Below are 410 nucleotides of genomic sequence, written 5' to 3'. Positions count from 1 at the left end.
GCTTCTCGCCCTCGGGCACGTCGGTGGATTTCTTCTTTCTCTCGGCTTCGCGCAGCCTGTCGGCCGGCGTCGGCTCGCTCCTGGCGATCATGGCGTAGACGACCGCGAAATAACTGACCTGGATGACCACCGCGCAGATGACGACGCGCAGCAGTGTCGTGCCGAGCGAAGCCCCACCCAGCCACGACAAGGCAACGACGATCGCGAGCGCGAAACGCATCCCAAGGATGAATTTTGGAAGCGACATACCCAACAGCCCATAAACCGGCTCGGGTTATATCCAATCGATAGCCCCACCCGAGCGCCGTCCCTTGTCATGCGGGCTTGTTAAGTCACCCGCTGCCGACCGGTTGCTTCCGGCCTTTCAACCTGTCGCCACCATGACAGGTATAATTTGCAATTATATTAAG

General features: G+C 59.0%; 1 protein-coding gene. It reads right to left on the bottom strand.

Features of this window, described 5'->3' with window-relative positions; genetic code table 11:
* Window positions 1-247, bottom strand: a 247-nt coding sequence (locus tag EN852_RS35585; RefSeq protein ID WP_135879659.1) for an exopolysaccharide production repressor exox, incomplete at its 3' end; no start/stop codon positions are given.
* Between the last annotated feature and the right edge of the window lie 163 nt (window positions 248-410).

The organism is Mesorhizobium sp. M2E.F.Ca.ET.209.01.1.1 (assembly GCF_004010375.2).
In the GTDB taxonomy this organism is placed as follows: Bacteria; Pseudomonadota; Alphaproteobacteria; order Rhizobiales; family Rhizobiaceae; genus Mesorhizobium.
This window is presented reverse-complemented; position numbering and strand designations above follow the sequence as displayed.